The 14,103-nt window shown below is 69.8% G+C and carries 13 protein-coding genes; 5 read left to right on the top strand and 8 right to left on the bottom strand.

The window, feature by feature from the left end; translation table 11 throughout:
- Positions 1–17: 17 nt before the first annotated feature.
- The 4 genes from DEU36_RS09865 to DEU36_RS09850 all read right to left on the bottom strand — a co-directional run bounded on the left by DEU36_RS09865 (position 18) and on the right by DEU36_RS09850 (position 5,525).
- Positions 18–2,273, bottom strand: coding sequence for an FAD-dependent oxidoreductase (locus tag DEU36_RS09865; RefSeq protein WP_120263988.1), 2,256 nt, complete (start codon positions 2,271–2,273; stop codon positions 18–20).
- 102 nt (positions 2,274–2,375) lie between these two features.
- Positions 2,376–3,662, bottom strand: coding sequence for an extracellular solute-binding protein (locus tag DEU36_RS09860; RefSeq protein ID WP_120263987.1), 1,287 nt, complete (start codon positions 3,660–3,662; stop codon positions 2,376–2,378).
- A gap of 28 nt (positions 3,663–3,690) precedes the next feature.
- The gene (locus tag DEU36_RS09855; RefSeq protein WP_120263986.1) at positions 3,691–4,593 is read right to left on the bottom strand and encodes a carbohydrate ABC transporter permease; all 903 of its coding nucleotides are present in this window, start codon (positions 4,591–4,593) and stop codon (positions 3,691–3,693) included.
- A complete protein-coding gene (locus DEU36_RS09850) occupies positions 4,590–5,525 on the bottom strand; it encodes a carbohydrate ABC transporter permease (RefSeq protein WP_023953611.1) in 936 nt (311 codons plus the stop codon). The genes DEU36_RS09855 and DEU36_RS09850 overlap by 4 nt, the downstream gene beginning before the upstream one ends.
- A 161-nt stretch (positions 5,526–5,686) precedes the next feature.
- Here DEU36_RS09850 and DEU36_RS09845 point away from each other — a divergent pair, with 161 nt between their 5' ends.
- Positions 5,687–6,457 (top strand): IclR family transcriptional regulator, encoded by a 771-nt coding sequence (locus DEU36_RS09845; RefSeq protein WP_120263985.1) that lies wholly within the window; start codon positions 5,687–5,689, stop codon positions 6,455–6,457.
- Here DEU36_RS09845 and DEU36_RS09840 read toward each other — a convergent pair.
- Complete coding sequence (locus DEU36_RS09840; protein WP_120263984.1) at positions 6,442–7,788, bottom strand: APC family permease; 1,347 nt, start codon at positions 7,786–7,788, stop codon at positions 6,442–6,444. The two genes, DEU36_RS09845 and DEU36_RS09840, sit on opposite strands and share 16 nt — an antisense overlap.
- A 110-nt stretch (positions 7,789–7,898) precedes the next feature.
- Between DEU36_RS09840 and DEU36_RS09835 the strand changes: the two genes are divergently transcribed.
- Positions 7,899–8,645 (top strand): EI24 domain-containing protein, encoded by a 747-nt coding sequence (locus tag DEU36_RS09835; RefSeq protein ID WP_120263983.1) that lies wholly within the window; start codon positions 7,899–7,901, stop codon positions 8,643–8,645.
- 18 nt (positions 8,646–8,663) lie between these two features.
- Here the strand turns inward: DEU36_RS09835 and DEU36_RS09830 are convergent, their stop codons facing one another.
- Genes DEU36_RS09830 through DEU36_RS09820 form a run of 3 tightly spaced genes read right to left on the bottom strand, consistent with a single transcriptional unit; the run spans position 8,664 to position 10,450 of the window.
- Positions 8,664–9,608: a cation diffusion facilitator family transporter gene (locus tag DEU36_RS09830; RefSeq protein WP_120263982.1), complete on the bottom strand. Its 945-nt coding sequence runs from the start codon at positions 9,606–9,608 to the stop codon at positions 8,664–8,666.
- Positions 9,608–10,006, bottom strand: coding sequence for a helix-turn-helix transcriptional regulator (locus DEU36_RS09825; RefSeq protein WP_120263981.1), 399 nt, complete (start codon positions 10,004–10,006; stop codon positions 9,608–9,610). The genes DEU36_RS09830 and DEU36_RS09825 overlap by 1 nt, the downstream gene beginning before the upstream one ends.
- A gap of 54 nt (positions 10,007–10,060) precedes the next feature.
- Positions 10,061–10,450, bottom strand: a complete 390-nt coding sequence (locus DEU36_RS09820) for a DUF2256 and DUF3253 domain-containing protein (RefSeq protein ID WP_120263980.1) — start codon at positions 10,448–10,450, stop codon at positions 10,061–10,063.
- 92 nt (positions 10,451–10,542) lie between these two features.
- Between DEU36_RS09820 and DEU36_RS09815 the strand changes: the two genes are divergently transcribed.
- From DEU36_RS09815 to DEU36_RS09805, 3 genes are all read left to right on the top strand, one after another.
- Positions 10,543–11,493, top strand: coding sequence for a RimK family alpha-L-glutamate ligase (locus DEU36_RS09815; RefSeq protein WP_120263979.1), 951 nt, complete (start codon positions 10,543–10,545; stop codon positions 11,491–11,493).
- Between the two features lie 61 nt (positions 11,494–11,554).
- The gene (locus DEU36_RS09810; RefSeq protein ID WP_120263978.1) at positions 11,555–13,102 is read left to right on the top strand and encodes a cryptochrome/photolyase family protein; all 1,548 of its coding nucleotides are present in this window, start codon (positions 11,555–11,557) and stop codon (positions 13,100–13,102) included.
- A gap of 9 nt (positions 13,103–13,111) precedes the next feature.
- The gene (locus tag DEU36_RS09805; RefSeq protein ID WP_120263977.1) at positions 13,112–14,041 is read left to right on the top strand and encodes a hypothetical protein; all 930 of its coding nucleotides are present in this window, start codon (positions 13,112–13,114) and stop codon (positions 14,039–14,041) included.
- Positions 14,042–14,103: the final 62 nt, after the last annotated feature.

The following is a 14,103-nucleotide window of genomic DNA, read 5'->3' as shown; positions in this document are numbered from 1 at the left end:
GTCGGGGTGTTCGGTGTTCACATCACGCGCAGCGACACGATCCGCGCCTGCGCGGCACCGTTCGTGGCCGTCACCCGCACCCGCAGGCCCGTGACCCCGTCGACCTCGACATCGTGCACACGCTGTCGTCGGCGGTTCGCCGTCACGCTGACCCGTTCGACCCAGACACCGTCGGCGCCGCAGGTCTCCACGACGTAGTCGCGCACCAGCTCGGGGAACACGCGGTCGGGCGTGCGGTGGTGATGCAGCGTGTTGAGCTCGACGTCGGTGTCGTCATCGAACACCAGGCGCACGGCCGTGATCGACTGCTCGACGTCCCACGCGAGGGCGAGATGCGGCGCCGCGTCGTCGGGGCGCGACATCCACAGGTTCGGACCGCCGAAGAACCGCTGATAGCCGCCGACCGCCTGCTGGGCCGCGAAGGCCGATGTCTGGGGATGCAGGCGCACGCGCGGCGTGCGCCCTCGCATCGGGATCGCCGGCCACGCGATGACGCTCTCGGACTCGTCGACGGCGACGTTCTGATCACCGTCGGCCTGAGGTCGGTGCGGCAGGGTCAGCACTCCCGGCACCTGCGCCTCGGCGAGCACGACGCTCACATCGGGATCGGCGCCCAGGACCACGACGACGTTCTCGGGCTCAGCCGGGGTCCACACGAGCGGCAGCCGCACCCACTGCGGGTCGGCGGCTGCCCTCACGTCGACCGAGACCCGCATCCGTTCGTCGATGGGAACCGCGTTCTGCCGACGCCCGGTGGTCCACAGGGCGGCGGTGAGGGTGGTGCCGCGGGTCACCTTCAGCAGGACGTCGACGCCGTCGAGCCGCGGGTCCACCGGGACGAGCACCCCCAGGTCGGAGTCGAGCGGTTGCTCGGCGACAGCGGCATCCGGCACGAGTTCGACAGGGTCGAGCGTGGTCGCCACCGATGACGCCGATACGCGGGCCTGCCGCGCCAGGTCGGCCGGATCGGTGTTGCGCACGCCGAACACCGAGGCGTCCTGGCGCAGGAGCACCTGGCGCAACGCGTCGGCGTGGTCGGCCGCCAGCGCGCGCGGACGCACCCCGAGGTCGAGCGCGAGGGCGGCTCCGGTTCCCGCCGCTTCGCCGCCCGCGCCGCATGTGGCCATGACACGGGTCGAGCCGAACGCGACATGGCTCGCCGAGATGTCACGACCCGCTACCAGCAGGTTCGCGACGTTGCGCGAGTAGTAGCTGCGGAACGGGATGCCGTAGATGCCGTTCGAGTACCGCTGGTGAGCCCCGGCCTCGGTGGCGTACATGCCCTCGACCGGGTGCAGGTCGATCGACCAGCCGCCGAACGCGACGTCGTCGTGGTGGTCGACCTGATCGAGGATGTCGTTCTGGGTCAGCACGTGGTCGCCGAGGAATCGGCGGTACTCGCGCTTGCCCGGGATCGTGCCGACCCATTCGAGATCGAGGGTGTCGGCGTTGAAGCGGCCCGAGTTCTTGATGTAGTCCCAGATGCCGAAGATGACGGAGCGCAGCTCATCGCGGATCGCCTCGTTGTCGTGCACGGTGTCGAGGTGGCCGCCCCATTCGATCCACCAGTAATGCGCACCCGAGTCGCCGGACCGCAGGATCCGCGACGTCGGGATCGGGGTGGTCGTGATGTCCTTCGCCGAGTCCGGCGCGACGAAGTCGACCGGTCGCCCCACATCCTTCGTGTAGAAGAGGATCGTCGAGCCGAGGAGCTCGTCGTCGGCCGTCTCAGGCGCCCACGCCTCGCCGAACTCGTCGCGGGACTCGCGTCCGATCCGGAACTCGGCGCCGGCCAGGTACCCGATGAGCCCGTCGCCGGTGCAGTCGAGGACATACGGGCTCCGGAACGTCGTGGCGATCTCCGACCCCATCGTCCACCCGTGCACGGCCGTCACGACCCGCTCGCCGTCGACGTCGTCGGTGTCGATCTCGCGCACATCCGTGTTGAGGAACAACCGGATGTTGGGCTCCGCCCGCACCGCGTCGAGCACGACCTCGTCCCAGATGATCGGGTTGCCCTCCGGGTTGCGGTACTGGTTCTCGACGTAGAGCTCACCGATCACGCCGCTCTCGCGGGCGAACCGCTGGATGCCGTGCGACGTCGCGCCGACGACCCAGACCCGCACCTCCGACGACGAGTTGCCGCCCAGCACCGGCCGGTTGCCGATGAGCGCCACCCGCTTCCCCAGCCGCGCGGCGCTGATCGCCGCGCAGACGCCGGCAAGGCCGCCGCCGACGACGGTGATGTCGGATTCGATGTTCTGAGTGCGCATGGTTCCTTCAGGGCAGGGGGATCACCGGCGGGAGCGAGACGGCTCCCGCCGGTCGGATGGCGGTCTGATCGAGCGGTGAGACGGACGCGGGCCCGGGCGGGCTCAGAGCAGGCGGGAGATCGCCTCCCCCGCGCTCTTCATCGCCGCGGCGGGCTGCGCCTGGCCGATGAGGACCGCCTGCACCTGTTCGGCGATCGCGGTCTCCATCTGCCCGTAGGCGGGGTACTTCCACAGCGGGCTGGGCTTCGCCGTCGCCGTGATCGACGACGTGAATGCCTCGACGAAGGCGTTCGAGGTGACCGCGTCCGACGACAGCGCGGCATCCGTCGTCGGCGGCAGGCCCAGCGCCGTGAAGTACGTCTCGCTCTGCGCGGTGTCGCTGGTCAGCCACGACGCGAAGTCAGCCGCCGTCTGCGACCCCTCGCCGTCGACGACGACGACGAGGTGTCCCCAGAGGACGTGCTGCGGGGTCTGACCGGCTTTGAGAACCGGCCGCGCGATCGGGATCATCTTGTCGCTGAGCGAGGCGTCGGGCGACTGCGAGAGCACGGCCGACTTGCCCACGGGCGCATCGTCGTAGAGCGCGGTCGCACCCTGAGCGAAGAGGGTGCGGGCGGCGGCCCGGTCGACGTCGGGCGCGATGAGCCCCTCGTCGTAGAGCTTCTTGTACCACTCGACGGCCTTGATCGACGCTTCGTCTCCGATCGCCGACTCGTCGCCGTCGACGATCGGCGAACCGAAGGTCTGCATCCACACGACGATGTCCTTGAGCTGCGCGGCCTTCGTGCTCGCCGCGTAGGGGATCACCCCGATCCCCTTGAGCGCACGCAGGCCATCCTCGAACTCCTCGATCGTGGCGGGGGTGAGCGACGCCCCGGCACGGTCGAACAGCTCGGCGTTGCCGATGAGGCCGACGGCGCCGATCGTCCAGGGCAGTCCGAGCTGCTTGCCGTCCGACTTGCCCGCCCCCAGTGCGGCGTCGGTGAACCCCTTGCCCTGCGTGAACGCGGACAGGTCGGTGAGCTTCCCGAGCGCGGCGAGCGCCGACAGCCAGGCGACGTCGAGCTGCGCGGCACCGGCGAACTGGCCACCCCGCACCTGCAGCGTCAGCTGGTTGAGGTAGTCGTTGTACGGGTAGGCGACCGTGTCGATCCCGATGCCCTCGGCCTGCCGGAAGCTCGTCAGGGCCGACTCGATCGCCGGCTTCGCCGCTTCCTCCGACAGGCTCCACGACGAGAACGTGAAGTCGGTGGCGGTGCCGCCGCCCGGCGTCGCGGCCGGCGCACCGGAGCCTCCCGGGGCGCAACCGGCGAGCCCGAGCACGGCGGCGCCGCCGATGCCGAACACCGAGTACCGCAGCAGCGTGCGCCGCGAGATGTCCTGGACCATGAATTCTCCTTCGAATCGGGTGGGTGGGTCAGCCCTTGACCGCGCCGGCGGTGATGCCGCCGACGAGGAAGCGCTGAAGCAGGATGAACGCGACGCAGACGGGCACCGACACCACGAGGGATGCCGCCATGAGCGCGGGCCACGAGGTGCTGGCCTCGGAGATGAAGGTGTTCACGAGGCCGGGCGGCAGCGTCTGCCGATCGGGCCCGGCGAGGGTGAGCGCGAAGATGAAGTCGTTCCACCCGCGGACGAAGGCGAACAGCCCGGCCGCGACGAGACCGGGGGCCGCCAGCGGGAACACGACCGAGTGGAAGATGCGCCACGGACCGGCACCGTCGATGCGCGCGGCCTCGATGAGGTCGTCGGGGAGCGCGTCGAAGAAGCCCTTCAGCATCCAGACGCACAGCGGCAGCGTGAACGTCGTGAACGACAGGATCAGCGCGAGGTAGGTGTTCAGGAGACCGAACTGCGCGAAGACGAGGTAGAGCGTGACGAGCAGCAGCGCCTGCGGGAACATCTGGCTCGACAGCACGAAGTACATCAGCGACTTGCGGCCCGCGAAGCGGTACTTCGAGAAGGCGTATCCCATGTACATCGACACCACGACCGACAGCACGGCGGTCACGACCGACACGATCACGCTGTTGCGGAGGTAGCCGAAGATCTGCTCGTTGCCGAAGACCGCCGCGTAGTGCTCGAACGTCACCTGTGTGGGGAAGATGGCCGGCGGGAAGGCGAACACGCGGTCGCTCGGGGTGAGCGACGTCACGAGGAGCCAGTACACGGGAGCGAAGCCGAAGAGGACGATCACCGCGAGCGCGATCCACATGCCCCAGCGGATGCGGGTGCGTCGGCGTCGGGTCGGACGCGGGGGCTCGGGGGCCGCCGCGGCCGTTGCCGCGGGCACGGGGACGGGGGTGATGGTGCTCATCGGGAGCCTTCCTTCTCGCCACGCTCGGAGAGCCACACGTAGACCACGACGAGCACCGTCAGCAGCGCCATCCAGACGATGCCGAGCGCGCCGGCGTGACCCAGGTCGTAGCCGCGGAAAGCGGTGTCGTACACCTCGGTGGCGAAAGTGCTGGTAGTGCCCGCGGGGCCGCCGCCGGTCAGCACGAAGATCGTGTCGAAGTGCTGGAAGTTCCAGATGAACTCGAGCAGCACGACCAGAGCCGCGACGCCGCGGATGTGCGGCCAGGTCACGGCGAAGAATCGGCGGACGACTCCGGCTCCGTCCATCGAGGCCGCCTCGTGCAGTTCGCCGGGGACCGTCTGCAGTGCGGCCAGCAGCATGACCATCACCCAGGGGAAGGTGTTCCACGTCTTCGCGATGATGAGCGCACCACGAGCAGTGTCGGTCTGGAAGAGCCAGGCGACCGGACTGTCGATGGCACCGAGGCTCATGAGGATGCCGTTGAGCACACCGTAGTTGGCGTCGAAGATCCACATCCAGAGGAACGAGACGACGACCCCGGGAATCAGCCACGGGATGAGGAAGGCGCCCCGCAAGATGCGCTGGCCCGGGAAGCGCTGGTTCAGCACGAGCGCGAGCGCGAGCCCGATCAGGAACGGGGCGATGGTCGCGCCCACGGTGAAGATGAGGGTCTGCCAGACGAGCCGACCGAAGTCATCCGCAAGGACGGCGGACAGGTTCTCGAGCCCCACGAACTCCATGCCCGGATAGAGCAGGTTCTCGTCGAAGAACGCCGAGACGAGCGACCGCAGCAGCGGGTAGAGCACGATCGCGCAGAGCAGCACGAACCCGGGCAGCAGCAGGAAGACCAGGAAGGTGCGCTCGCTCAGCCGCGAGCCGAGTCGGCCCCGCCCGGGGCTCTCGTGAGCGGTCACGCTCGAAGAGGTCATCGTCGTCCTTCGTTTCGTCGTCCGGGCCGTCGTCTGCGACTCCCGGGGTAGCGACTATCCGCGTCGCCGAACTCAGAGTGCACGACGTGCGCACAGTGCGCAACCGTCATGCACTATGTGCATAATGGGGTGACGGACGTCGGCGGCGAAAGCGAGGAAGCATGGCTGCGGAGAAGGGCGCCAATCAGAGCGTCGAGAAGGCGATCACGGTTCTCGAGACCTTCTCGGGGGGCGAGCCCATGCGCGTGAGCGATGTCGCGCGCGAAGCCGGGATCGGTCAGTCGACCGCGTCCCGACTGCTCGCGACTCTCGAGGCCGGCGGGCTGGTCGAACGCGATCCGCAGACGGCGCTGTACTTCCTCGGCGCCGAGCTCATGACCCTCGCGGGCATTGCGATCAATCAGAACCGGGTGCACCGAGTCGGCCGTCAGATCGCGCAGAGCCTCGCCGGCGAAATCGGTCTCGGCGTCAACATCGCCCTCCTTCGCGGCGCGGAGCTGGTCTACCTCTGCAACTTCGAAGGGCCGCTGTCACCGAAGTCGCACACGCTGATGGGGCAGCGCGTGCCGCTGCATGCGACCAGCATCGGCAAGGCCACGCTCATCGGCACGAATCGCGAGAAGCGCCTACGGCTGTTGCCGGAGCTGCCCGGCTTCACCGAGGCGACCATCACGACGCACGAAGCGCTCGACCGCGAGGTCGCGCTGACCGCGAGACGCGGCTACGCGATCGAGGTCGAGGAGTTCGTGCTCGGACGGGCCTCGACCGCAGCGCCGATCCTCGACCGCAGCGGGAAGATCGTCGCGGCCGTCTCCATCTCCGGGCCGCTCACGGCGATCGATCTCGAGGCGCGCGGCGCGGAGCTGGGCCGCACGGTCGTCGAGACCGCCGACCGCATCAGCTCGGGCCTCGGCTATCAGGGCCCGGCCTGAGCCTTGCGGTCCGACCGGCGGCGCCCCGCGCGTGCGATGAAGAACAGGATCGTGCCGACGACGATGTAGCCGGCGGTGCCGAGCCACACCGGCCCGGTCTGCTGCGTGAGCAGCACGATGCTGGCGATGATCGCGAGCACGGGCACGACCCGCGGCACCGAGAAGTGCTTGTGCTCGACTTTGTCCTTCTTCAGCACCAGGACGCTGACGTTCGCCGACAAGAAGACGAGCAGAAGCAGCAGCACCGTCGTCTCCGCGAGTGTTCCGATGTCACCGAGCACCGTGAGGAGCATCGTGGCGCCCGCGACGACGAGGATCGAGACCCACGGCGTGCGACGCTTCGACAGCACGCGGCCGAAGGCGTGGGGCAGGAGCCCCGATTCGGCGAGACCGTAACCCACGCGGCTGGCCATCACCATGAACAGCAGGGCCCCGTTGGCGATGGCCACGAGGGCGATGAGGCTGAACAGCCACGGCGGGATCGCGAAGCCGCTCGCGGTCACGACGTCCAGCAGCGGCCCGGTCGACTCGGCGAGCTCGGCAGGGGGCACGACGATGACGGCCCCGATCGCGATGAGCAGGTAGACGACCGCCGCGGTGATGATGGCGCCGAAGAGCGCCCGGGGGTATGACTTCGACGGGTTCTTCACCTCTTCGGCCATGTTGGCCGCCGCCTCGAAGCCGAGGAACGAGAAGAAGGCGACGATGGATGCCGCGAACGCCCCCTGCAGCGGAGCCACGTCCGGGGCGAACTCGAAGATCCGTGCCGGCTCGCCGCCGCCGCCCGCGAAGACCATCGCCGCGACGAAGATGACGATGACGAGGCCCGACACCTCGATGATCGACGCCACGAAGTTCGTCGCGAGCGACTCACGCACACCGCGGAGATTGATGAGGGTGAGGACGGCGATGAAGGCGATCGCGACGGGGATCGGCGGAATGTCGAACAGCGCGGCGAAGTAGTCGCCCGCGAACGCGTTCGCGAGCGCCGCCGCCGTCGTGATGCCCGACGCCATCATGAGGAAGCCGACGAGGAACGACAGGAACGGGATGCCGAACGCCTTGTCGACGTAACGAGCCGCCCCGCCCGCGTGCGGGTACTTCGTGATCAGCTCCGCATACGTTCCCGCCGTGAGCAGAGCGACGACGAGCGCGATCAGCAGCGGCAGCCAGATCACACCGCCGACATCGGTCGCCATGGTCCCGACGAGCGTGTAGATGCCGGCGCCGAGGGTGTCGCCCACGATGAAGGCGAACAGGAGGGGGGTTCCGATGGCCCGTTTCAGTCCAGGCCGATCGTCGGCGATCGGCGCACTGGTGTCGTTGGTCATCGCATCACTTCAGCGGCTCGCCCCGGATCCGAACAACCCCTGGCGTCGGCGCGCGATCTGTGGTTGTGCCCCTGACACGCGCGTGCCACCGGTGCAGGCAGGATGTGAACATGCCCGACGCTCCCGCTCGCCTGTTCCTTCGCGGCGCCGCTGACCTCGCGCGCGGCTTCGGCTTCTGGTCGCGCCGACCGGGGGCCATGGCGCTCGGCCTCATCCCCGCCGCGATCGTCGGGCTCGTGCTGCTCGGCGGGCTCATCGCGCTCGGCGCCTTTCTGCCTCAGATCGTCGACGCCCTCACCCCGTTCGCCGACGCCTGGCCGGGACTGTGGGCCACGCTCGTGAGGATCGCCGCGGGCACAGCGCTCCTGGGCGGCGCGATCGTGCTCGTCGCGGTGTCGTTCACGGCGCTCACCCTCATGGTGGGCGAGCCGTTCTACGACCGCATCTGGCGCGCCGCCGAAGCCGACCTCGGCGGGCCCGTTCCCGACAGCGAGAGCGGATTCTGGCGCTCGGTCGGCGATGCCGTCGGACTCATCGCCCGCGGTCTGCTCGCGGCGATCATCGCGGCCCTCGTCGGCCTCATCCCCGTCGTCGGCGGCGTGCTCGGGTCGGTCACGGCGGTGACGCTCACCGGCTGGCTCCTCGCGGATGAGCTGACCTCGCGCGCCCTGTCCGCACGCGGCATCCTGGCCGCCGACCGGCGCCGTCTACGCCGCACGCACCGCGCCCGATTCCTGGGCTTCGGCGTGGCTACGCAGCTGTGCTTTCTTGTTCCGCTCGGGGCCGTCGTCGCGATGCCGGCTGCCGTCGCGGGGTCGACCCGGTTGGCGCGCGCGGTGCTCGACGCCCGCGACTGAGGCCCCCGCGCCCCAGAGTCAGTCGTGGCGCACCGAGTCGGGCTCTTCGTCTCGGATGTGCTCGTTCTCGATCTGGAACGTCGAGTGCAGCACCGAGACCTCGAAGTGCTCCGCGACGCACGAGCGCACCTCTTGCAGCACCTCGGCGGCGTGGCCGTCGGTGAAGCACCGGTCCTCGACCACGACGTGAGCCGTGATCGTCGGCAGCCCCGAGGCGACGGTCGACGCGTGCAGATCGTGCACGTCGGTCACGTGCTCGAGGCGCAGGATGTGCGCGCGCACGTCGTCGAGGTCGAGCCCCTGCGGCGTGAACTCCATCAGCACCGACGCCGTCTCGCGCATGAGCTTGACCGCGCGGGGCACGATGAGGGCGGCGATGAACAGGCCGGCGACGGCATCCGCCTGGGCGAAGCCGGTCGTCGCGATGACGATCGCCGCGACGATGACCCCGACGGACCCGAGGGCGTCGTTGAGCACCTCGAGGAAGGCCGCGCGCATGTTGAAGTTCGCGCCACGGCTCGACGAGAGCACCGCGATCGCGACGATGTTGGCCACGAGCCCGACCACGCCGAAGACGAGAAGCTCGAGCGCGGGAACCTCCGGCGGCTCGAACAGGCGACGGATGCCTTCGATCGCGGCGTACACGCCCACCACGAGCAGCAGCGCTGCCTGGGCGAACGCCGCGATCACCTCGATCCGGCGGAAGCCCCACGTCCGACGGGCGTTGGCGGGCCGCATCATGAGGTTCGCGGCCACGAGCGCGACGAGCAGGCCCGAGGCATCGGTGAGGGCATGGGCGGTGTCGGTGAGCAGGGCGAGGCTGCCTGTGACGATCGACCCCACTGCCTGGGTCACGACGATCGCCGCCGTGATCCCGAAGGCGATCCAGAGCTTCATCCGGAAGTCGGCGGGCTGTCCCGCCTGGGCCGCGTCCACGGGGCCGTGGTCGTGTCCGGCGCCCATCAGCTGGCCTCGGCCTCGGGGGCGACGGAGCGGGGCCGCCGGAGGTGCCCGCACAGCGTCGCGCTCGTCCCCGTCGCGCCCAGCAACGCCTCCGCCGCGTTGATGAGTCGCGCGGTCGCCTCGGGCTCGGCGAGCGCGTACCACGACGATCTCCCGTCGGGCCGCACCGAGACGAGCCCGCACTCGAGCAGGAAGGCGACGTGCTTGCTCACGGTCGACTGTGCGAGCCCCACGTGCTCGACGAGATCGCGCAACCGGTGCTCGCCGTACGACAGATGCTGCAGCACGGCGAGCCGGGTCGGGTCGGCGAGCGCCTGGAAGAGGTGCGCGTAGACCTCGGTCGCGCGCGCGTCCAACTCCACCGGGACACGACCCTCGAGAGCTTCATTCATCGCCATAAAGCGATGATATCGCGTGGAACCGATATGAGATAGAAGTTCGGCGCGCCGGCGTCAGCGGGCGCGACGGATGCGGATCGGTCCCTTCGCCGTCGATGGGTCCACCACGATGCCGCGCTGCGTGATCTCGACCTCGCCGTCGGCGACGAGCCGCCGCGCGGCGCGACGCGCAGGCTCCATCAGGTCGCGCCACTCCTCGCCGCCGACGGCGCGCGCGGCCTCGGACGGACAGATCGTCGCGTCCGCCGAGCGGGCGCTCAGCAGCTCCAGGATCTTCTCGCTCAGCTGCGCGTCGACGGGACGGATGCCGCGACGGCGGCAGGCATCCGAGCAGTAGCGGACCTCGTCCCAGTTCTTTGCCCACTTCGCACGCCACTGCATCTCGCGCCCGCACGACGCACACGTCTTCGGCGGCGGGGTCGCGGCGGCGGCAGCTCGGGGCATGCGTCCAGTCTGCGCGCGTTCCGGGCGTGGACGCGCGCTGTTGACAGACGCCGGGTGCGCCCGGGCCCGCCTCTCCGGCTTAGCCTGGCGGGATGTCGTTGTCGCCGAAGGTGTACGTGATCCACGAGAACCCCGAGTGGTGGGCGCCCTTCGCGGCCGCGTTCGCCGCCGAGGACGTCCCCGCCGAGCAGTGGCTGCTCACCGACGGCTCGATCGACCTGTCGGCCGAGCCGCCGCAGGGGGTCTTCTGGTCGCGGCTGTCGGCATCCGCGCACACCCGCGATCACGCGCAGTCGAAGGAGTACGGCCGCGCAGTGCTGCGCTGGCTCGAGTCGTGGGGCCGCCCCGTGATCGGCGGCAGCCACGTCCTCGAGTTCGAGGTCAGCAAGGTCGCCCAGCACGCCGCCCTGCGGTCGAGCGGCATCGACGTCCCGCGCACCGTCGCCGTCTTCGGCACCGGTGACCTGAAGGAGCGCGCACGCGAGTTCCCGGTGCCGTTCATCAGCAAACACAACCAGGGCGGCAAGGGTCTCGGCGTCCGCCGCTGGGACTCCCACGACGAGTTCGACGCCTGGGTCGACGGCCCCGAGTTCGAGGCATCCCCCGACGGCATCACGCTCATCCAGGAGTTCCTGTTCGCCCGTGAGCCGTTCGTCACCCGCGCCGAATACGTCGGCGGCGAGTTCGTCTACGCCGTGCGCGTCGACACGAGCGCGGGCAGCTTCGAGCTCTGCCCCGCCGATGCGTGCGTCGTCGACCCCGCCGCGGGCACGGACGCCGCCCCGGCCTATCCGCCCTTCGCGCTGCGCGGCGAGATCACCGCCGACCACCCGCTGGTCGCGCAGCACCGCGACTTCCTCCGCGCCGTCGACATCCGCATCGCCGGGATCGAGTTCGTCGAGACGATCGACGGGCGACTCGTCACCTACGACCTCAACACGAACACGAACTACAACCCCGACGTCGAGGCCTCGGCTCACGCATCCGGGCCGGGCGAGATCGCCCGGTACCTCGGCGGACTGCTCGGCGAAGCACGCAACTAGCGCAGGCCCGCCTCACGCACAACCGATAGGCCGCACCCGAGGCCCTTCCTACGCTGACACCGTGCTCCGAAACCTCGTGATCGTCCTGGGCGACCAGCTCGACCCCGACGCGAGCGCCTTCGACGACTTCGACCCCGCGCAGGATGCCGTCTGGATGGCGGAGGTCGCCGAGGAGTCCACGCATGTCTGGAGCTCGAAGCCCCGCACCGCGGTGTTCCTCGCGGCGATGCGCCACTTCGCCGAGGACCAGCGCGACGCCGGGCACGCCCTGCACTACACGGAGCTCGACGCGCGGGGGAACTCGGGCACTTTCGCCGGCCAGCTCGCCGCCGACCTGGAAAAGCTGAAGCCCGAGGCGCTCGTGATGACCGAGCCCGGCGAATGGCGGGTGCGGGAAGCGCTGGAGCAGACGGCGGGAGCCGCCGGCATCCCTCTCGACATCCGCATCGACCGGCACTTCTTCTCGACCATCGCCGAGTTCGCCGAGCACGCCGAGGGCCGGGCGACCCTGCGGATGGAGTACTTCTATCGCGAGATGCGCAAGCGGCACGGCATCCTCATGACCGGGCGCGGGCAGCCCGTCGGCGGCGAATGGAACTACGACGCCGACAACCGCAAGGCGTTCCCGAAGCAGGGTCCCGGCCTCGTGCCGCCCCGCGCGACCTTCGCGCCCGATGAGATCACGCGCGAGGTGATCGCGCTCGTCGAGACCGAATTCGCCGAGCACCCCGGTTCGCTCGACACGTTCGCGTGGCCGGTCACTCGCGCGCAGGCGCTCGAAGCGCTCGACCTTTTCATCGACGAGCGGCTGCCGGGCTTCGGCGACGCTCAGGACGCGATGTGGCCGGGCGAACCCTGGCTGTGGCACGCGCACCTGTCGTCGTCGATGAACCTGAAGCTGCTGCATCCACGCGAGGTCGTCGCGGCCGCTGAGGAGGCGTACCGGGCGCAGCGTGCGCCTCTTGCGGCGGTCGAGGGATTCATCCGGCAGATCCTCGGCTGGCGCGAGTACGTGCGCGGGATCTACTGGACGCAGATGCCCGGCTACCTCCAGCGGAACGCTTTCGAGGCGTTCGAGCCGCTACCCGACTGGTACTGGACCGGCGACACCCCGATGGCGTGTCTCGCCGATGCCGTCGGCACGACGCTCGAGAACGGGTACGCGCACCACATCCAGCGCCTCATGGTCACCGGGCTCTACGCGATGCTGCTCGGCGTCGACCCGCGCGAGGTGCACGCCTGGTACCTCGCCGTGTACGTCGACGCGGTCGAATGGGCCGAGCTCCCGAACACGCTCGGCATGAGCCAGTACGCCGACGGCGGGCTCATGGGAAGCAAGCCCTACGCAGCGACCGGCAAGTACATCGACCGGATGAGCCCGTACTGCAAGACGTGCCCGTTCGATCCCGCGAAGCGCATCGGCGACGACGCCTGCCCCTTCACCACTCTCTACTGGGACTACCTCATCCGCCACGAGGAGCCGCTCGCCGAGAACCACCGCATGGCGCTGCAGGTGAAGAACCTGGCGCGCCTCGACGACGACGAGATCACCGCGATCCGCGACCGAGCTGACGCCATCCGGCGGGGCGACGTGGCGGCGTCTCGATAGTCTGCGCGGATGAGCAGCATCGACCGCCCGCCACTGTCCGGCGCCGCCTGGGTTCTCGTCGGGGCCGGGGGCGCGGTCGTGGGTCTGCTGCCCTGGCTGATCACCGGCGCGCGGCTGCCGCTGCAGAATCTCGCCGCAGACCAGACCGACCTGACGACGCCGTTCTCGCTGCTGCCGTTCAGCCAGTACTACCTCACGACGATCGTCTCGCTGCTCGTCGTCGGCGGCGCCGTCGCCGGCCTCGCAGCGCGCATCCTGCGCCACCGCCGCTCCCGCCGAGCGACAGGCTGGCTCACGCTCGGGGTGGCCGTGATCCAGGTCATCGCGATCGCGCAGTCGTCGGTCGTGACGGTGTCGATGCTCGAGGATTCGAGCCGCCGCGTCGTGTACGCGGCGGCCGTGATCGCCGTCATGGTCGTCTCGCTCCTGATGAGCGTGCTCGTGCTGCTTCTCGCCGCGCGTGCCCCGGTCCCCGGCGCTGCGATCGCTCTGTCGCTCGCGGCGCTCACCGTTCCCGGATGGATCGGGCTCCCGCTGCAGAGCTATCTGTCGCTCGCGAACGACCCGGTCACCTCAGCTGTCCTGCTGCTGCTCCGGTGGCTGCCGGCCGTTCTCGTCGGCGCCGTGATCGCGTGGTGCGGGTTCCGCACGGCCGGGCGCGTCGCGGCCGTCGTCGTGAGCCTGGCCGCGCTGTGGATCGGACCGGCCTTCTTCACCGCCGTCTCGTCCGCCGCGGGCACGCGCGTGCTGGCGCCCTACCCCGCCGAGATGGCCGACTACGGCATCGGAGTCTTCGCCATGGCGCTGACCGCTGTCGAGCTCGTCGTGCCGCCGCTCATCGTGGCGGCGTGCATCGGTGCTGTCGGCGCACTGGTTCTGACCGCTCTTCGTCGCCGACCCCGCAGCGAGAGCAGCGGCGCCGTGGCCGATCATCGCTGAGGTACCGTGAGGCGTGAGCATCCGCGTGAACGACGATACGAAGCGCCTCGACCGGACGAATC

This window comes from Microbacterium sp. AG238 (genome assembly GCF_003610405.1).
GTDB lineage: Bacteria > Actinomycetota > Actinomycetes > Actinomycetales > Microbacteriaceae > Microbacterium.
Note: the sequence above shows the minus strand (reverse complement) of the source record. Positions and strands in the feature narration are given on the sequence as shown.